Below are 19,205 nucleotides of genomic sequence, written 5' to 3' on the forward strand. Positions count from 1 at the left end.
AATGTTTCTCGGCGCATATAATGGCCTGAAATACTTCAGAAATGGCGACTTTATTTCATAACAGGTCACGGTTTTTATTGTAGGCCATTTTTACGCACGCCATTTAGCCATAATCATAATGTGGTTATTATATTTTTTATTCTGTGATTAATGTCTTATAAACCGGCTGTTCTGCATATTTTTATAGTTATTGATTCTTATTCTTATTTGATAATTCAGAATCTATTAATGATTAGCTTTTATTAAGAGTAAATAAGATGATTTCTCGTTAAGAGCGAAATAAACAGTGAATAGTTTAATGGCGATTATTCGTTTATTATTTTGTGAATAATTAATATATCAGTAACAAATGTATCATTCCGGCGCTATTGCGTGTGCAATTATTTGATTCGCATCATAATAGGGAAAATAAGAGAATGAATTAAAAATGATGTGGCTACGCTTGTGGCTGTGAAAGGGGATTTAACGCGCGATTTTTTAACCTTACGAGTGGCGGCTGGCGTGATGTAATGCTTACAACGGTGCGGAGCGTTTGGCAAAGTGCAAACGCTCCGCGAGGGAAATTAACTGACTTCGGCTACCTGATGGTGGTATGTATCCAGCCACGCGCTGATGCGCTGCCGCTGCGCCTCAGTTAACCACATCCCCAATTTCGTGCGCCGCCAAATGACGTCGTCCAATGTGACGGCCCACTCTTTCTCGACCAGATAGCGAAGTTCGGCTTCATACAGATCGTGACCGAAATGTTCGCCCAGATCGCTGAGTCCTTGGACATTCGCCAGAATCAGCTCGCTGTGTGATCCGTATGTCCGGCTATAGCGCCGCGCCAGCGCTTCCGGCAGATTGAAACGGCGGCGCAGGGCGGCGGCATAGTCATCGCGCGTGCCGGAGATATCCCCGCCGGGCAGCACGGCGTCTTTGGTCCAGGCCTTGCCTGCCTGAGGGTAGTATTTTTCCAGCTTATCCAGCGCATGTTCCGCCAGTTTGCGATAGGTGGTCAGTTTGCCCCCGAACACGGATAACAGCGGAGCCTGACCCTGTTCATCGTCCACCGACAGCGTGTAATCGCGGGTAATGGCCTGCGGCGAATCGGATTCATCGTCGCACAGCGGCCGCACCCCGGAATAGGTCCAGACGATGTCATCTCGGGTGAGCGGTTGTTTAAAGTGATCGTTATAAACGTCCAACAGGTAGTCAATCTCGCCATCGTCGATTTTCACGCTATGCGGATCGCCGTGATATTCCACATCGGTGGTGCCGATGATCGAAAACTCATCCTGCCAGGGGATCACAAACACAATGCGATGATCTTTATTTTGCAGAATATATGCCTGAGGCTGATCGTGCACCTTGGGCACCACAATATGGCTGCCTTTGATCAGGCGGATCCCATAAGGCGATTTCAGTTTTAAGCCATCATCAAAGAACTGTCTTACCCACGGACCGGTTGCGTTCACCAGGCCTTTGGCGCGCCAGGTGAGCGTTTCGCCGCTGCGTTCGTCGACGGCCTCAACCACCCACAGACCTTGTTCGCGCCGGGCGCTGACAACCTTGGTGCGGGTGCGCACTTCCCCACCGCGCTTGATGACTTCCTGTGCATTCAACACCACCAAACGCGCATCGTCTACCCAGCAGTCCGAATACTCAAAACCTTGAGTCAGCTCTGGTTTTAATACCGATCCGGCACCGAATTTCACGCTTTTACTGGCGGGCAGGCTGACGCGTTTCCCAATGTGGTCATACATGAACAAGCCGATACGAATCATCCATGCCGGACGCAGGTGCGGCTGATGCGGTAAACGAAAACGCATGGGGAAAATGATATGGGGCGCCATTTTCAGCAGCGTTTCACGTTCGGATAGCGCTTCGCTGACCAGGCGGAACTCGTAATGTTCCAGATAGCGTAAGCCGCCATGGATCAATTTAGAACTGGCGGAGGAGGTGGCGCAGGCCAGATCCTGCGCTTCCAGCAGCAGAACGGATAATCCTCGACCGGCTGCATCCGCGGCGATACCTGCACCGTTAATGCCGCCACCGATCACAATCAGATCTTTGGTTTCCACGTTTTCCCTCCACCGTTAAATAAAATAGAAAAATGTTCGTTTTCGCGCATTATAATAATCGCAAACAAACAAGTTAGCCAACGATTAACCAAATAAAAACATTTATGCGTGATGAAAGTAACATTTTGCTGATAGTTGTCACATTAAATGGAGGGGTATTGCTGCGGCGCCAGAGGGGATGTTAAGCACTCAGAGGGGGATTGCGTGCGCGGTAGACTCCGCTCGAAATATCAGAATGTTCGACACACCCGACACAGAGGACGTTCGTCTATGCCGGGCGTGGCGCTATACTTGGCTACGCGTTACCGCTGCCCGTAATACGCATTGGGACCATGCTTGCGGCTGAAGTGCTTGTTCATCAGATAACCGTCGATCGAATGCAGGCGCGGATTAATCGAACGGGCAATCCATGCCATTTTGGCCACCTCTTCCATCACTACCGCGTTGTGGACCGCTTCGTCGGCATCTTTTCCCCAGCAGAACGGCCCGTGCTGATAGACGATGATCCCCGGGGTGTGCAGCGGATTGCCGTCGCCGAGCGTTTCAGCAATCACGACGCCGGTATTTTTTTCATATTCCGTGTCCACTTCCTGCGCAGTTAGCGGCCGGGTACAGGGAATATCGCCATAAAAGTAGTCGGCGTGGGTAGTGCCCAGCGCCGGGATCGCCAGTCCGGCCTGCGCCCAGGCGGTCGCATGGGTGGAATGGGTATGAACGATCCCGCCTATTTGCGGATAGCGGCGATACAGCTCCAGATGGGTGGCGGTATCGGAAGAGGGGCGGTAGCCGCCTTCCACCACCGCTCCCCGCATATCCACCACCACCATATCGTCCGGCTGCATGATTTCGTAAGCCACTCCGCTGGGCTTGATAACGATGACCTGGCGCTGCCGGTCGATGGCGCTGACGTTGCCCCAGGTATAAGTCACCAGACCGTGGCGCGGCAATGCCATATTCGCATCAAAGACCTGTTGTTTTAGCTGCTGTATCATACGGCTTCCTCCACCAGCAAACCGGCCTGGGCCATCTGTTGCTTAACCCAGTCGCGCGCGGCGGCGATCTCTTTGAGCGGATCGGGCGACGTTTCACTCCACATTTCGATCAGGTAAGGGCCGCAGTAGCCGCTTTCCCTAAGGGTGGTAAAACAGCGCGCGAAATCGACTACGCCGGTGCCGAACGGCACATTCTTGAAGACGCCGGGGCGCGTATCTTTAACATGCACCGCCACGATATGGCCTTTCCCGGCTTTCAACTCCATTTGCACGTCGTTATCCCAGGCGGAAAGATTGCCGATATCCGGGTAAAGCTGGAACCACGGATTATTGAGGTAGTTGGCATAGCCCAATGCTTTACTGATGGAGTTCATTAACGGGTAGTCCATGATTTCCATCGCCAGCGTGACCTGCGCTCGGCTGGCCATTTCCACGGCCAGTTGCAGACCGTGGCGAAAACGTTCCCGGGTCAGATCGTTCGCTTTCTGGTAGTAGACGTCGTAGCCGGCGAGTTGAATAACGCGGATGCCGACATCCTGAGCAAGACGGATCGCCTTGAACATGATTTCCAGTCCCTGATTGCGCGTTTCGTCATTTTCCGAGCCTAATGGGAAGCGCCGGTGGGCGCTCAGGCACATAGACGGAACCCGGACGCCGCTGACGGAAATCGCGTTCACCAGCTCCAGGCGTTGCTCACGGCTCCAGTCAAGACGCGCCAGTCGGCCATCGCTTTCGTCTACTGACATTTCCACAAAGTCAAAACCCAGCTCTTTCGCCAGTTGCAAACGCGCCAGCCAGCTTTCGCCCGGCGGCAGCGCTTTTTCATAAATACCGAGCGGAACGGTTTTCGTGAGCATGAGATCACCTTATCCCCAGAGCTGGGCGATGCTGTGTTTGAATTGGCGCGCCGCCGCTACCGGATCCGCGGCATCGCGAATACTGCGGCCGGCGATAAACACATGAATAGGAATGCCTTTGAATAAAGGCAAATCCGCCAACGCCAATCCACCCGTTACGGTCACTTTGAAACCCATATCCGCCAGACGTTTAATGGCGATAATGTCGGCCTCGCTCCAGGCGATTCCGGCGGCCTGCGCATCCCGGCTACGGTGATAGACCACCTGCTGGATGCCGATATCACGCCAGGCCTGTGCTTGCTCCCAGGTCCAGAAGCCAGTCAATTCAATTTGAACATCGCCGTTGAATTCGCGCGCGACCGCCAGTGCGCCGGCGGCGGTGTTGATATCCGCGCAGCAAATGACGGTGACCCAGTCCGCATTGGCTTCAAAGCACATGCGCGACAGAATTTTTCCGGCGTCGGCGATTTTTGCATCCGCCAGCACAATCTTGTGCGGATAAAGGGATTTCAGATCGCGCACGGCGCGAACCCCTTCGCCGACACACAGAATGGTGCCGACTTCAATAATATCCACCTCTTCGGCAATCAATCGGGTGGTCTGATAGGCATCGGCCAGCGTCTGGTTATCCAGCGCAACCTGCAACATCGGTAAATGAGACATCGATAAACTCCTCAATCAGCATGCCGCCGCAGCGGTCTGGTCAATCAGATTCAATACATCCTGCTCGGTGCGGCAGGCGCGCAGGCGGTCAAAATTGGCTTCATCCTCAAACAGATTGACGATTTGCATGATGCCCACTTCCTGATGGGTGTTGGCATCAACGGCCGCCATGGTGATCAGTATGTCCACCGGGTCGTTGTCTTCATGATTGAAGATCAGCGGCGTTTTCAACGTCACCAGAGCAAAGCCGGTTTTTTTGACCCCTTCCTCCGGGCGGCCATGCGGCATGGCGAGTCCGGGCGCGATAACGAAATAAGGGCCGAATTGTTTTACGCCGTCCAGAATGGCCTGGTAGTAGCGTGGCTCGACGACATCGGCCGCGACCAGCAGATCCACGCCGATTTTCACCGCGTCCTGCCAGGTACTGGCTTCGGCCTGTAACCGGATGGACCGATTTTCCGCCAGTGAATCACGTAGTTTCATCATCGCTCCCTATTGCTTTAAGTCCGCCGGAAAATGCGCTTTGATGACGTCCAGCAGTTTTGGGCCGAAGTCGGCCGCGGAAAGCATATTGCGTACGCCGACGACATATTTATTGCCGCTGACGGTGATCTCATCGGCAACGTGAGTAGAGGCAATGATGATGTCCGCGCCGCTCAGCTCAGCCTTGTATTCACCGACCGCACAGCTATTCAGGCTATGATTGATTCCCTGCTCGGTCAGAAATTGGCCGACTTTCATTTTCATGATCATGGAGCTGCCTTGTCCGCAGCCGCATACCGCCAGAATTCGTACTGTCATGATGGTTTCTCCAGAATCAGTTCACATGAGTTTCAGTGAGTTTCTTTTCCGCATCTTCTTCAGCGCGCAATGTGCGGCTGGCAAAGACCATGTAAATCAATGCAACGACGATGACGACGCTCATAAACCACAGACCGAATGTCAGTCCCTGCATTAACGGCGGCGCCAGAATCGACCAGTCCGCCATCCCCATCCAGGCGCTCAGCCCGGTCAGTTTCACCGCCCAGACGCAGCCGAAGATTTCGATCATGCCCATGACCAGACAAATCTTCGTCGCCGCGCGCCAGCCGCCAAAGTGGTTGGCGAATACGCCGATGGTGGCGTTAGAGAAGAACATGGGAATGAAGCCGGGAATGATCATGATGGGAGAGCCGATACCGATCAGGATGCCGATGGCGATCAGCTGACCGATGGTGCCCCACATGAATCCCCAGACCACGGCATTGGGGGCAAAGCTATAGATAGCCGCGCAATCGATAGCCAATACCGCTCCGGGGATCAATCGCTGGGATATGCCGTTAAAGGCTTCGGAAAGTTCGGCAACGAACATCCGCACGCCCTGTACGATGATGAAAATGGCGACGGCAAACTGAAAACCGGTTTGCAGGATATAAATACTCCAGTGGGTTTTCCCCGCCATCTGTTGCAAGGTGTCGAGCCCGAAAGAGAGCAGAATCGTGCCGAAGAATACCGTCATGACTATCGCGGTGGAGACAATGTTGTCATGGAAGATATTCAACCAGCCCGGAAGTTTCAGGTTTTCCACGCTCTCTTCTTTTTTCCCTAGATAAGGCGCGAGTTTATAGGCAATCCAGGAGGCAAACTGCTGCTGGTGTCCGATGGAGAAACCGCAGCCGTCCGTTACCGCCTGCGTCGGTTTGTACATCATGTTCGCGGTGATGCCCCAGTACAGGGAAACCAGCACGGCGCTACAGATGATGGTGGTCCACATCGGGTAGCCGAGAATATAGAAGAACACGGCGAGCAGCCCGGCCTGCTGGAACATGATGTGGCCGGTAAGCATGATGGTGCGGATGCCGGTGATCCGGCGCAGCAGGACATAAACAATATTCAGCGCCAGCGCCAGCAGTACCGCATAGCCGACCCAGCTATAGGCATCGCCCATCCGTTCGATGGTCGCCATCATCGAGGCGTAGGTATCTGAGATGGCGCCGTCGATGCCGTAAACTTCAGACATTTTAGCGACGACGGGTTTGAAGGTGCTGGTCAGAATTCCGGAACCGGCCTGCAATAACATAAAACCGATGATCGTTTTGATGGTGCCTTTAATGATAACGGTGGCGCTTTTACGCAGCAGTAAATAACCGAGAAGCGTCACAATCCCCAGCAGCAGCGGGGCGTTGGTCATTACCTGATTAAAGAAGATCGTAAAAATACTATAGAGGGTTTCCATAAGCACTCCGTTCGGCCTTTGCTCATCCTGCTGCGCGCCGCTTTCGAACCAGGCTGGCGCGGTCAGGTATTTTTTGTAGGGCTGACTCACTGTATCAATCAACAATAATCATGAAAAGACATTTTTTGATTATTTTTGAGAGAGCTCGCAATTCTCTTTTTCTGCTCGCCAATACTTTTTTATTATAAATTTTAAATTTATTTTTATTGTTAATATTTATATAGTTATTGTTTTTGTTGGCATGATTTCAACTATGGCGGATAAGATGTTATTGCCTGACTCGTGAGTCGGTTTGTGCGTTTTGACGATTGTCAGCATGGTGAAATGGTGATATTTTCTCGCAATAAAATCATAAGTTGTCATTTAATGATTTTTTATTTGAGTATTTGATAACGCACCAACATGCCGATAACGAGGTTCACACTATGAGTAAAATCGAAAGCATTACCCGCGAATCATGGATTCTGAATACCTTCCCGGAGTGGGGGACCTGGCTGAATGAAGAAATAGAACAGGAACAGGTCGCACCGGGTTCATTCGCCATGTGGTGGCTGGGCTGTACCGGTATCTGGTTAAAATCGGAGGAAGGGGCGAATATCTGCGTGGATTTCTGGTGCGGGACTGGCAAGCAGAGTCACGCCAATCCGCTGATGAAATCCGGCCATCAGATGCAACGCATGGCGGGCGTGAAAAAATTGCAGCCTAATCTGCGCACCACGCCGTTTGTCCTCGATCCCTTCGCCATTCGTCAAATTGACGCCGTGCTGGCGACGCACGACCATAATGACCATATTGATGTGAATGTGGCTGCGGCCGTGCTGAAAAACTGCGACGGCAATGTGCCTTTCATCGGCCCGGAAAGCTGCGTGAATCTATGGATCGGCTGGGGCGTGCCGCGTGAACGCTGCATTGTGGTGAAGCCCGGAGACGTTATTACCATCAAGGATGTTGAAATCCATGCGCTGGATGCGTTTGATCGTACCGCATTGATTACGCTGCCCGTGGAGGAAAAGGCCGCGGGCGTCTTGCCGGACGGTATGGATAAACGGGCGGTGAACTATTTGTTCAAAACGCCGGGCGGCAACCTCTATCACAGCGGTGATTCGCATTACTCCAACTATTACGCCAAGCATGGCAATGAACACCAGATTGATGTGGCGTTGGGCTCCTATGGCGAGAATCCGCGCGGCATCACCGATAAAATGACCAGCGCCGATATATTGCGCATGGCCGAGGCATTGAACGCCAAAGTGGTCATCCCTTTCCACCATGATATCTGGTCGAATTTTCAAGCCGATCCGCAGGAAATTCGCGTGCTGTGGGAGATGAAAAAAGATCGGCTGCAATATGGCTTTAAGCCGTTTATCTGGCAGGTCGGCGGCAAGTTCACCTGGCCGCAGGATAAAGACAGACTGGAATATCACTATCCGCGCGGGTTTGAAGACTGTTTCACCACGGAGCCGGATTTACCGTTCAAATCTTTCCTGTAAACCCCTCGGGCGGGACGCTATTCCGCCGTTCAGCGATGAGCGGCCCGCCCCTGTTCTTCGAGCCTGAACGGGCCGCGAATCTTACCGGTTGTTTCCGCCTTTCCTCATATGTTGACGATATTCCGTGCGTACTTTTGATAAGTTATGATTCAAATTATCGGAAGTGCTCATTATAATCGGTACTCATCAACCATTTAGCGGGGTAAGCATGACTGAATCTCAGCGCCATAATGCCATCATCGATTTTCTGCAACGACAAGGGCAGCTCACGGTTGCCGATCTGATCAAGCACTTTGATGTCTCTCCAGCCACAGCAAGACGCGATATCAACAAGCTTGATGAATCAGGTAAGTTGCGGAAAGTTCGCAATGGCGCTGAAGCGGTGAATGTGCCGCGGCCTGCCTGGACGCCGCTCAATATTTATCAGGCGCAGAATCTGGATGAGAAAATGCGTATCGCCAAAGCGGCGGCGCAACTGTGTCGCCCAGGAGAGAGCGTGGTGATCAACTGTGGGTCGACGGCCTTTTTACTGGGGCAGGAGATTTGCGGTAAGGACGTGCAGGTGATAACCAACTACCTGCCATTGGCGAATTACCTGATTGAACAGGAACACGACAGCGTCGTCATCATGGGGGGGCAGTACAATAAAAGTCAGTCCATCACGCTGGCCCCGCAGGAAGGGGATGCCAGCCTTTATGCCGGGCACTGGATGTTTACCAGCGGCAAGGGGCTGACGGTGGAAGGGCTGTATAAAACCGATATGCTGACCGCGATGGCGGAGCAAAAGATGCTTAACTACGTCGGTAAGCTGGCCGTGGTGGTGGACAGCAGCAAAATCGGCGAACGTGCCGGGATGCTGTTCAGCCGGGTGGAGCAGATTGACGTCGTTATTACCGGCAAACAGGCGAACGCACAGATTATCGCGCAACTGCGCGCGCAGGGCGTGGAAGTGATATTGGTGTGATAGCGGTTTTTCGCGATAGCCCTGTAATTTGTCCTGTTTATTCTGCGGCCTGCCAGGTTACAATAATGCCCCTTATTATTAACGTGGATTTAACTTTCTAATGGAACAATTTGCAGCGATTGACATTGAAAAGGCGTATTCCCGCTGGCAGCAGGGAGAGGTTATCGTCGATATCCGCGATCCGCAGAGCTTCGCCAGCGCTCATGTCCCCGGCGCGCGACACCTGACCAACGAAACCCTGGCTGATTTTGTTCGTGAGGCCGACCTTGCGTCGCCGGTGATGGTCATTTGCTATCACGGCATCAGCAGCCGCAGCGCGGCGCAGTATCTGATCAGTCTGGGGTTTGAGGTGGTTTTCAGCATTGACGGCGGTTTTGAAGCCTGGCAAAACCGCTATCCGCAGGATGTCAGCCGTAGCAACGGAACGTGATGCGCGCCTCGTTATTCACTGCTGTCGATCGCCTTTCCTGAGCGTTTCATTTTTCACGACGCATTCTTTGTATTTAACCCGGCGCTTCATGGGTTATTATCTACCGTTTCAATCATATTACCGTCGGGGGCGCCCCGCATTCGACACTATCCGGTATACCGCCATGATTCGAGTTATCGCTCTATCCAACCTGCGTCTTGCCCAGGCGTTTGTTGATTACATGCATACGCAGCACGTCAGTCTGGAATTGCGCGTGACGGGCCAGGACGCTGAACTGTGGCTGGCTGATGAAGCGCAATTGGCGCAAGTACAGCAGGCGTTGGAGATATTTCTGCAAGATCCGCTCAATCCTCGCTATCAGGCGGCGAGCTGGTCAGCGGGATCGACCAATGCCGGCATCCAATACAAATCTTTTTCTTATCTGCAAACGTTGCAGCAGCGCGCCGGGCCGTTGACGCTATTGGTGATCGCGGCCGCCGTCGTGGTTTTTCTGCTGATGCAGATTTGGGGTTATGAGCCGGTGATGGTGTGGTTGTCTTATCCTGATGCCGGACAGCAACTACAGCTATGGCGCTGGTTTAGTCATGCTTTGTTGCATTTCTCCATCTTACATATCCTGTTTAATCTGATGTGGTGGTGGTATCTGGGAGGGGCGGTCGAGAAAGTGCTGGGCACCCGCAAGTTGTTAACGATCACCCTGATCTCCTCGTTGGCGAGCGGCTGGGCGCAATCCTGGTTTAGCGGTATCTACTTCGGCGGGCTGTCCGGCGTGGTGTATGCGCTGATGGGATATGTCTGGCTGCGGGGGGAAAGAGAGCCTGACGGCCGTTTATTTATGCCGCGCGGTATGATGGTTTTTGCGTTGCTGTGGCTGATAGTCGGATATTTCGATATTTTAGGCATGTCGATAGCCAACGCCGCACATGTGGCAGGATTGGTCATCGGGTTATTGATGGCCTTTTGGGATACCTATAATAAAACCGTCCGCCGGTAGATGCGGAATGCTTAGGGGATGAACGTGAAGCAAATACAACGCCATGAGGCCATCATTGAACTGGTGCGCAGTCAGGGGTACGTCAGTACCGAAGAGCTGGTCGAGCACTTTGCGGTGAGTCCGCAAACGATCCGCCGCGATCTGAATGACTTGGCCGTACAGAATAAGATCCACCGTCACCATGGCGGCGCGGCGTTGCCTTCAAGTTCGGTTAATACCGCCTATACTGACCGTAAGATGATGTTGTCTGAAGAGAAGGCGCGGATCGCCCGTCAGGTCGCCAGTCAGATCCCGGATGGCGCGACGCTGTTTATTGATATCGGCACCACGCCGGAAGCGGTGGCCCATGCGCTGATGCAGCACAAAAATCTGCGGGTGGTGACCAATAACCTGAATGTGGCGACGTTGCTGACGGCCAAGGAGGATTTTCGCTTAATCCTTGCCGGCGGCGAAGTGCGTAGTCGGGACGGCGGCATTATGGGAGAGGCCACTCTGGACTTTATCTCTCAGTTTCGTCTGGATTTCGGTATTTTGGGCATCAGCGGCATTGACATGGATGGCTCATTGCTGGAGTTTGACTACCATGAAGTACGCACCAAACGGGCAATCATTGAAAACTCCCGTTGCGTCATGTTAGTGACGGATCACTCTAAATTCGGTCGCAACGCCATGGTGAATCTGGGCAACATGGATTTGATCGACTATCTTTTCACCGATCAACTACCGCCACCCAGCGTACTGAAAATCATTGAACAATATAAGGTGCAGTTGGAGTTGTGCTGATCCAGATGTGCCTTTTCCGTGGCGGACTATAGGGGAGAGGCACCATGTCGCAGTTTGCGTTTAACCCATCACAGTTTGCGGCCGCATTACTTCGCCAACAGCAGTATCAGCGTGTTTCCTCCTTGAATCAGATGACGCCGGCACAACGCTGGCGTGCCGTCAGCGTCGCGCTGGCCGAACAACTGGCCGCCCAATCCGCTTTTCCCGCGCCGCCGGATGACAGGCGCGATCGGCCGGCGCTGCGTCATGTCAATTATCTGTCGATGGAGTTTCTGCCTGGTCGTCTGACGGGCAATAATCTGTTGAATCTAGGGTGGTATGACGCCGTCGCCGAGGTGCTGGCGCAGCAGCAGATTAACCTGAGCGATGTGCTGGAGCAGGAAACCGATCCCGGTTTAGGCAATGGCGGCCTGGGGCGGCTGGCCGCTTGTTTTCTGGATTCGATGGCGACGGTCGGGCAACCGGCAATCGGCTATGGTCTTAACTATCAGTACGGCCTATTTCGCCAGCACTTTGCCCAGGGGCGGCAGCAGGAAACGCCTGATGACTGGAACCGCGATAGCTATCCGTGGTTTTTCCCGCGTCCGGAACTGGCGGTGGATGTCGGTTTCGGCGGCAGCCTGCAGCGGCAGGATGATGGCGGCGAGCGCTGGCAGCCGGATTTTTACTTGCGCGGCGAAGCCTGCGATTTACCGGTTATGGGGTATCGCAACGGCCTCACCCAGCCGCTGCGCCTTTGGCAGGCCACCCACCGCCATCCGTTTGATCTGACGCTATTCAATGCGGGGCGCTATCTTCAGGCCGAACAGGCCGGCATTGCGGCCGCCAGCCTGACCAAAGTGCTGTATCCGAACGATAATCACGCGGCGGGCAGGCGGCTGCGGCTGATGCAGCAATATTTCCAGTGCGCCTGTTCGGTGGCCGACATTCTGCGCCGGCATCAACAGGCGGGGCGGAAGCTGACCGATTTGCCCGATTATGAAGTCATTCAACTGAATGACACCCACCCGACGCTGGCGATCCCGGAGCTGATGCGGCTGCTGCTGGACGAGCACCATATGAACTGGGACGACGCCTGGTCGATAACCGGGCGCACTTTCGCCTATACCAACCATACGCTGATGCCGGAAGCGCTGGAGCGCTGGGACGAACGACTGTTCGGCCGCTTGTTGCCGCGCCATCTTGCCATCATTAAGCAAATTGATGCGCGATTTCGCGTTCAGGTGGAACAGCGATGGCCCGGCGATCGCCGGATATGGGCGAAACTGGCGGTTCGTCATCGGCGGCAAATTCGCATGGCCAACCTGTGCGTGGTGAGCTGTTTTGCGGTAAACGGCGTGGCGGCGCTGCATTCCGAACTGGTGGTGAAAGATCTGTTCCCCGAATATCAACAGCTGTGGCCGGACAAATTTCATAACGTGACGAACGGTATTACGCCGCGCCGCTGGTTGAAACAGTGTAACCCGGCGCTGTCCGCATTGATCGATGAGACATTAGGGACGGCGTGGGTAAACGACTTACCCGTCCTAAAAGGGTTGGAGCCTTATGCGGATGACGTCGGCTTCCGTGAACGTTACCGGCGGATAAAGCATGATAATAAGATGCGGCTGGCGGCTCGCCTGCAACAACATTATGGGCTGACTCTCGATCCGCTGGCGCTGTTTGATGTGCAGATTAAACGGCTGCACGAATATAAGCGCCAGCATCTGAATCTGCTGCATATCCTTTCGCTTTACCGGCAATTGCGCGATAACCCGCATCTGGATATAGTGCCGCGCGTCTTTCTGTTTGGGGCGAAGGCGGCGCCAGGCTATGTGCTGGCGAAAAACATCATTTATGCCATTAACCAGGTAGCGGAAAAGATTAACCGGGATCGCCGTTGCAGCGAACGCCTTAAGGTGGTGTTTCTACCCGATTACCGTGTGTCGCTGGCCGAACTGATGATCCCGGCCGCGGATGTCTCCGAGCAAATCTCCACGGCAGGCAAAGAGGCTTCCGGTACTGGAAATATGAAGCTGGCTCTGAATGGGGCGCTGACGGTGGGAACGCTGGACGGCGCCAATGTCGAGATGGCTCAACAGGTCGGCGCGGAGAATCTGTTCATTTTCGGTCATACGGTTGAACAGATCAACGTGCTGCAGGCGCAGGGCTATGACCCGTTTGACTATATCGCCGAGAGCCCGTTGCTCGGTGATATTTTGGCTGAGCTGGGCAGTGGCGCCTTCAGTCAGGGAGATAAACAGGCATTTGCTCCCTTGCTGAACAGTTTGCTGGAAGAGAAAGATCCCTATCTACTCATGGCTGATTTTGCCCCTTATTGTCAGGTGCAGCAGCGTGTGGATGCGAAATATCGTGAACAGGAGGAATGGACTCGCCGTTGTGTACTCAATACCGCCAGAATGGGAATGTTCAGCTCGGATCGGGCGATTAATGATTACCAGAAACGTATTTGGCAAGCGCGCTGTTAAGGAAAAGCAAGATGGCATTCAAGGCGGATAACCCGGCAATTCAATCAATGGGTATTGCGGAAACATATACGGATGCTTATGGCAATGAACATATTGTTGATGCATCGATCCGGGACAGGCTGCTGGCGATGATGGATATCTCCGGGAGTGGCGATACGCCATTGCCTCCGGTAAAAGTTTTTCTTCAGGGACGGGATGCCGTCATCAAGTTGGCCGGCAGCGGAGAATTCCACTGGACGTTGACGTATGAAAATGGCGGACAGGTTCAAGGGAAGGCGACCGGTGGCGCGAATCTGACGCTCCCTGCCGAGCTCCCTTTGGGATATCACCACATTACCTTGGAGCAAGGCGATCTAAGCTGGAATTGCCGAGTCGCGATAGCCCCTCATCGCTGTTACGAACCTGAAGCCCTGACCCAGGGCAAACGCTGGTGGGGCGTTAACGTGCAGCTTTACACCCTGCGTTCGCAGAACAACTGGGGCGTGGGCGATTTTGGCGACCTGCGCCAACTGGTGGAGCAGATTGCCCGGCGCGGAGGGGCATTTGTCGGTCTGAATCCGCTTCACTCCCTGTACCCGGCGGTGCCTGGCGCGGCAAGCCCATACAGCCCGTCTTCCCGCCACTGGCTGAACATTATCTATATCGACGTCAATCGGGTGGATGATTTTCAGCAAAGCCCGGAGGCGCAGCTCTGGTGGCGGCGGGAGGACACGCAACGCACCGTATCGGAACTGCGTGCGGAACGTTGGGTGGATTACGAGCAGGTGACCGCGCTCAAGCTAAGCGCACTACGATTGGCTTTCCGCTATTTTAATACCCGTAGCTCGCTGGATCCGCGGGTCAACGCTTTTCGCCAGTTTGTGGCGAACGGCGGACAGAGTTTGCAACTGCAGGCAACGTTCGACGCGTTACAGGCTTATCTGAAGCATCAGGGCGAAAAGTATGCGAACTGGCTACAGTGGCCGCTCCGCTATCGTGATATTCACGGCAAGAGCGTTAAATCGTTCAGTCATGAACGTGCCGATGAGATCCGGTTTTATTGCTGGCTGCAATGGCTGGCGTATGAACAACTGGCGGAATGTTTTGCCCACGCTAAGCAGCTTGGCCTGCCTATCGGCCTGTATCGCGATCTGGCGGTGGGCGTAGCCCAGGGCGGCGCGGAAACCTGGGATGAACAGCAGCTTTATTGTCTGGATGCCTCCATCGGCGCGCCGCCCGACCCGCTGGGGCCGCAGGGACAGAACTGGCAGTTATCCCCCATGAATCCCAGAGTGATGCAGCTGCGCGGCTATCAGCCATTTATTGATGTGCTGCGCAACAACATGGCGAGCTGTGGCGCGCTGCGTATCGATCATGTCATGGCATTAATGCGTTTATGGTGGATACCCAAAGCGGAACCCGCGGGTAACGGAGCCTATGTGCATTATCCGCTGGACGACCTGTTAGCGATATTGGCGCTCGAAAGCCAGCGGCATCGCTGTCTGGTGATCGGCGAAGATTTGGGGACGGTGCCGCCGCAGATCGTCAGCAAGCTGCATGATTTCGGCATTTATTCTTATAAGGTGTTGTTCTTTGAACAAGACGAGCAACATTGCTTTCGCCCGCCGGACAAATACCTGCGCCAGGCGATGGCGACCATTACGACGCACGATCTCCCCACGCTGCGTGGTTACTGGCAGGCGGTGGATTTATCGCTGGGCCGGGATTTGGGGTTGTATCCGGATGCCGGGTTATTACAACAACAAATGCAATTACGCGAAAAATCGAAGCAAGGTTTGCTGAACGCATTGCATCAGCAAGGACTTTTGCCGCAAAGGGTAGGGCGCAATTCATCGTTGACGACGATGGGCATGCCGCTTAATCGTGGCGTTCATCGTTATATGGCGGATAGCGCCAGCGCATTGGTGGGGTTTCAATTGGAAGACTGGCTGGATATGTTCGCTCCGGTGAATGTCCCAGGCACCGACCGGGAATACCCGAATTGGCGGCGAAAACTCAGCCGTACGCTGGAGTCGCTATTTACCGATCGTTATCTTGAGCGTTTGATTCGCGACATTGATTTACGGCGTGGCGCACCCGGCAAGTGACGGGGATGAGCCTGATGATTTTGCCGCAATCAGTCAGGCGAAGCTCCGCTATCACGCCGCATGAACCTTGGTGAACATGTTGCCCCGCATCTTATATTATTGAACGCCACGCGTTGCGCCCGTGGCGTATGACGAAATAGGCGCCGGGTTGCTATTGCTCATGCGGAATAAAGATTATTCGAACCGATAGCCGGTGTGAAAATGAAATGAAAATTTACGTTTGATTACATGCGTTAAATGGCACTTCATTTTCATAAAGCCTATGTTTTACCTGACAAAGAATAGTGGGGTAATAATCATGACATATCATTGCTGTCCGAAATGCAGCCGACTGGTTGCGCTTACGCAATCAACCTGCCCACACTGCTCAGCCGATCTGAGGTATAAAAGAACCAATTTTACCAACGAGTGTATAAAGTTTACCGCTTATATTCTACTGGCGTTATCTTTGGTGATGATAAAGGATGATCATCGTTTTTTCTCGTCTGATTCATTATTTATTGCGATTGTTTCACTTGCTTCTTTGCTTGTTATTACTATTTTAAATGTAAAAGAAAAACGTCATGAAAATAGAAGGTAAAATAAAAAATATACAATATCGATATTATCGGGTTTCACATGCGATGCGTCTGACTATGGCATTTCTCTGTTGTCTGCTTATTTTTTCAAAAATCAAGACGATAGAAGATGTGTCATGGATTTTTATCACCCTGGTGGTGATAATGGGGCCGATGTCTTATAAAGGCAGCGTTTATCCCAGAGCCGTTCAGCGCTTTATGGGAACGCTGATAGGAATTTTTTTTAGTATCGTATCTTTTTATCTCGGGAAGTATAGCCCGGCTTTAGCCATTTTACCTATTGCCATGGGAATATTCACTTGCGGTTACCTGGTGCTGAGTAAAATACCTTATGCCGCGATCCTTATCGGGATTTCGCTTTCGGTGGTGGTTACCGCTTCGGAAGGTAATATGGATATCGCCATATGGCGAATATCCGATATATTTATCGGTTGTCTTATCGCGGTTCTGTTTTCTAGTATTTTACCGCATAAAGCCAACATCCACTGGGATATCGAGCTCTTCAAACTCATATCCAATTTACATCTTCTATATGCAGCCAATCTGTCACGGAATATTTTTACCAAACTTGACCTGCGTCAGTTAAATACGAAAAATAAGAAAATCATTGCGGAGATTATTAAATTATCAGGCCCTGCTCAGAAGGAGACGAAACATCCTAGAACGACCTATCTTAGTATTCAGGAATGCATTCAGGATTTAACCTCCTATCTGGCATTAATCGAAATGGCGTATTGGGAATGTGAAATCAGCCATAAGATAATTAATGAATCTTCGCTATCTGCGCAAATAAACAATGCCATACAGTACCGGTTTGTCATGCTGGAGTCTTTCATTCGTGACAATATCCGAGACGTGGATGGAATAAAAAAATTTCATTATCGTGAATTTAAAAAAGATGTCATGTGTGAGCTGAAAAAAATCGTGGATAGCCAATCAAATAATGAGGGGCAACAGGATCTGGCGGTGGAAAATCAGATATATGGCTACTTTTATTTAGGCATGAAGATTATCGATCGGCTGGATACGCTGATTGAACTGCTGTATGCCATGAAAGAAGTGCGTGAACATAAACATTTTCATTTGATACCGCATAAGAGTTAATCCCGGCAAGGGAAGATATTTCTTATCTACGCGGCATCCAAGCGGGTTCTGCCGGAACAGCCTCTTACCCCAGTCACTTACTTGAGTAAGCGTCTGGGGTGACGACGGTCTTCCCGCAGCGTAAAACCTATCGGGACAACGTACGCATCAGTAGTAGGAGTGTTCGCCGCGCTGGTGCTCGGTAAGATCTCTTACGCCTTTCAGCTCAGGGAATTTTTCCATTAATTCTTTCTCAATCCCTTCCTTCAGCGTGTAGTCGACCATTGAACAGCCGTTACAGCCGCCGCCGAATTGCAGAATCGCCAGACCGTCATCGGTAATTTCCATCAGCGTGACGCGGCCGCCGTGACCCGCCAACTGCGGGTTGATTTGCGATTGCAACACGTATTCCACGCGTTCGATTAACGGCGCGTCGTCAGCGACCTTACGCATCTTGGCGTTGGGCGCTTTCAGCGTCAGTTGGGAACCCAACTGATCGGTAACGAAATCGATTTCCGCGTCTTCCAGATACGGCGCGCTGAGTTCGTCTACATAAGCCGAAATTTTTTCAAATTTCAGTTCCGTGTCGCTGGCTTCCACAGCATCCGGAGGACAATAGGACACGCCGCATTCCGCGTTGGGTGTGCCGGGATTGATGACAAAAACACGGATTTGCGTACCTTCTTCCTGTTTTGCCAGCAATTTCACAAAGTGTTCCTGAGCAGCGTCGGTAATACGGATCATAATGTTAAGCTCAATGTTGATCATACTTATCGATTATAATACGCCCATCCTCCCGCCAACTACAAGGTTCGGCATACACACCATACCTGAACGCCCGCCGCTCCCCGATCCAGTAATATCCGGCTGACCTCAGCCGCCGTGCTGCCGGTGGTTACCACATCGTCCAGCAACGCCACCTGTTTTCCTGTCAATATCGCCTCACAGGCGAACGCGCCCTGTAGATTTTTACGCCGGGCATTGGCGCTGAGCCGTTGTTGAATCCGGGTTTGGCGCAGGCGGCTAAGCGCCCGCGGATCATATTCGCAGGATAGCCAATGCGCCAAAGGCCTGGCTAACAATTCAGTCTGATTAAAGCCGCGCGACCAGTGGCGCCGCTTGTGTAAAGGCACGGTCACCAGTTGATCCGGCCGCGGCAGCGGGCACGGCGTCAGTAATGCGCGTTCACGATAGCTCGTCAGCCAGCGAATCAGGATCTGCCGGGCCAGGACGGGCGCCAGCTCCGTTTTACCGTGAAATTTAAACAGCTTCACCAGGGTATTAAGCGGCGGAACATAGTCACTGACGAACGTCATTGAATGCCATGGCGGCGGATTTTGCAGACAGCGGCCGCATTGCCTGGATGGATCGCTCGTTGGTAAGCCGCAGCGCGGACAACATAAAGGAAGCGGCGGTAAATGGCGCTGACAGAAGGCGCAAATCCCGTGCCGGCTGTGATAAAGCGGCTGGCGGCATAGCCAGCAGTGGGCGCTGATGGTTAACATAGGTTCTTCCCTGAAATAATTTTCCCTAAGGCA

The 19,205-nt window shown here is 52.7% G+C and carries 17 protein-coding genes; 8 read left to right on the forward strand and 9 right to left on the reverse strand.

Annotated elements, in window-relative coordinates:
• Positions 1-563: 563 nt before the first annotated feature.
• From glpD to ulaA, 7 genes are all read right to left on the reverse strand, one after another.
• A complete protein-coding gene (gene glpD, locus ACN28R_RS20830) occupies positions 564-2,063 on the reverse strand; it encodes a glycerol-3-phosphate dehydrogenase (protein ID WP_095835377.1) in 1,500 nt (499 codons plus the stop codon).
• Between the two features lie 302 nt (positions 2,064-2,365).
• Positions 2,366-3,052: an L-ribulose-5-phosphate 4-epimerase gene (locus ACN28R_RS20835; RefSeq protein ID WP_095835862.1), complete on the reverse strand. Its 687-nt coding sequence runs from the start codon at positions 3,050-3,052 to the stop codon at positions 2,366-2,368.
• Complete coding sequence (locus tag ACN28R_RS20840; RefSeq protein ID WP_048637166.1) at positions 3,052-3,912, reverse strand: L-ribulose-5-phosphate 3-epimerase; 861 nt, start codon at positions 3,910-3,912, stop codon at positions 3,052-3,054. Before ACN28R_RS20840 ends, ACN28R_RS20835 begins: the two co-directional genes overlap by 1 nt.
• Before the next feature lie 9 nt (positions 3,913-3,921).
• Positions 3,922-4,575: a 3-keto-L-gulonate-6-phosphate decarboxylase UlaD gene (locus ACN28R_RS20845; RefSeq protein ID WP_095835378.1), complete on the reverse strand. Its 654-nt coding sequence runs from the start codon at positions 4,573-4,575 to the stop codon at positions 3,922-3,924.
• A 15-nt stretch (positions 4,576-4,590) separates the two neighbouring features.
• A complete protein-coding gene (gene ulaC / locus ACN28R_RS20850; RefSeq protein ID WP_095835379.1) occupies positions 4,591-5,058 on the reverse strand; it encodes a PTS ascorbate transporter subunit IIA in 468 nt (155 codons plus the stop codon).
• A 9-nt stretch (positions 5,059-5,067) separates the two neighbouring features.
• A complete protein-coding gene (gene ulaB, locus ACN28R_RS20855) occupies positions 5,068-5,376 on the reverse strand; it encodes a PTS ascorbate transporter subunit IIB (protein WP_095835380.1) in 309 nt (102 codons plus the stop codon).
• A gap of 16 nt (positions 5,377-5,392) precedes the next feature.
• Positions 5,393-6,790 (reverse strand): PTS ascorbate transporter subunit IIC, encoded by a 1,398-nt coding sequence (gene ulaA, locus ACN28R_RS20860; protein WP_095835863.1) that lies wholly within the window; start codon positions 6,788-6,790, stop codon positions 5,393-5,395.
• Between the two features lie 425 nt (positions 6,791-7,215).
• Between ulaA and ulaG the strand changes: the two genes are divergently transcribed.
• The 8 genes from ulaG (at position 7,216) to ACN28R_RS20900 (ending at position 17,688) form a co-directional block, all read left to right on the forward strand.
• On the forward strand, positions 7,216-8,280 hold the full coding sequence (ulaG, locus tag ACN28R_RS20865) for an L-ascorbate 6-phosphate lactonase (protein ID WP_048637169.1): 1,065 nt from the start codon (positions 7,216-7,218) through the stop codon (positions 8,278-8,280).
• Between the two features lie 208 nt (positions 8,281-8,488).
• Positions 8,489-9,244 (forward strand): HTH-type transcriptional regulator UlaR, encoded by a 756-nt coding sequence (ulaR, locus tag ACN28R_RS20870; RefSeq protein ID WP_048637170.1) that lies wholly within the window; start codon positions 8,489-8,491, stop codon positions 9,242-9,244.
• A 100-nt stretch (positions 9,245-9,344) separates the two neighbouring features.
• Positions 9,345-9,674, forward strand: a complete 330-nt coding sequence (gene glpE, locus ACN28R_RS20875; RefSeq protein ID WP_048637171.1) for a thiosulfate sulfurtransferase GlpE — start codon at positions 9,345-9,347, stop codon at positions 9,672-9,674.
• Positions 9,675-9,837: 163 nt separating this feature from the next.
• A complete protein-coding gene (gene glpG, locus ACN28R_RS20880; protein ID WP_095835381.1) occupies positions 9,838-10,668 on the forward strand; it encodes a rhomboid family intramembrane serine protease GlpG in 831 nt (276 codons plus the stop codon).
• A 24-nt stretch (positions 10,669-10,692) separates the two neighbouring features.
• Positions 10,693-11,451 (forward strand): DeoR/GlpR family transcriptional regulator, encoded by a 759-nt coding sequence (locus ACN28R_RS20885; protein WP_048639764.1) that lies wholly within the window; start codon positions 10,693-10,695, stop codon positions 11,449-11,451.
• Between the two features lie 44 nt (positions 11,452-11,495).
• A complete protein-coding gene (gene malP / locus ACN28R_RS20890) occupies positions 11,496-13,919 on the forward strand; it encodes a maltodextrin phosphorylase (RefSeq protein ID WP_095835382.1) in 2,424 nt (807 codons plus the stop codon).
• 11 nt (positions 13,920-13,930) lie between these two features.
• Positions 13,931-16,006, forward strand: coding sequence for a 4-alpha-glucanotransferase (gene malQ / locus ACN28R_RS20895; RefSeq protein WP_095835383.1), 2,076 nt, complete (start codon positions 13,931-13,933; stop codon positions 16,004-16,006).
• A gap of 563 nt (positions 16,007-16,569) precedes the next feature.
• Positions 16,570-17,688 carry an FUSC family protein gene (locus ACN28R_RS20900; RefSeq protein ID WP_048637175.1) on the forward strand — a complete coding sequence of 373 codons (1,119 nt, stop codon included), beginning with the start codon at positions 16,570-16,572 and terminating at the stop codon, positions 17,686-17,688.
• A 147-nt stretch (positions 17,689-17,835) separates the two neighbouring features.
• On the opposite strand, the gene nfuA is transcribed toward ACN28R_RS20900, so the two are convergent.
• Positions 17,836-18,411, reverse strand: a complete 576-nt coding sequence (gene nfuA, locus ACN28R_RS20905; RefSeq protein WP_048639765.1) for a Fe-S biogenesis protein NfuA — start codon at positions 18,409-18,411, stop codon at positions 17,836-17,838.
• 59 nt (positions 18,412-18,470) lie between these two features.
• Positions 18,471-19,172, reverse strand: a complete 702-nt coding sequence (gene gntX, locus ACN28R_RS20910) for a DNA utilization protein GntX (RefSeq protein ID WP_095835384.1) — start codon at positions 19,170-19,172, stop codon at positions 18,471-18,473.
• Positions 19,173-19,205 lie beyond the last annotated feature (33 nt).

Source organism: Brenneria goodwinii, from assembly GCF_002291445.1.
In the GTDB taxonomy this organism is placed as follows: Bacteria; Pseudomonadota; Gammaproteobacteria; order Enterobacterales; family Enterobacteriaceae; genus Brenneria; species Brenneria goodwinii.